Genomic DNA, 280 nt, shown 5'->3' on the forward strand with positions numbered 1-280 from the left:
TGTTGTAAGATCTGGATATTTAACTCTATCAAAATCTAGTTTTGCATAGGTGTAACTTCCGCTTAAATCAAAATTTCCAAAAACTTTAGTTGATAGCCCTATAGAAGCTCCGTAAGAGTTTACATCTGCTTTAGAGTTTGTATATGTGCTCCAAGCTTGATAATCATCGTTAGCAATAGCAGCAACTGATAGAGGTGTGCCTACAGTTCCGTAATATGGAGAAACAACAACTTCTTGTGAAATAAAGTCTTTGTACTTGTTGTAGTATGCACTAAAATCG

Annotated in this window: 1 pseudogene; it reads right to left on the reverse strand. The window is 35.0% G+C overall.

Going from position 1 to position 280, the window contains the following annotated elements:
- Positions 1–280 (reverse strand): annotated as a pseudogene (locus LG649_RS16210) (hypothetical protein); the annotation flags it as partial.

It is taken from the genome of Neotamlana laminarinivorans (assembly GCF_020523925.1).
Taxonomy (GTDB): domain Bacteria; phylum Bacteroidota; class Bacteroidia; order Flavobacteriales; family Flavobacteriaceae; genus Neotamlana; species Neotamlana laminarinivorans.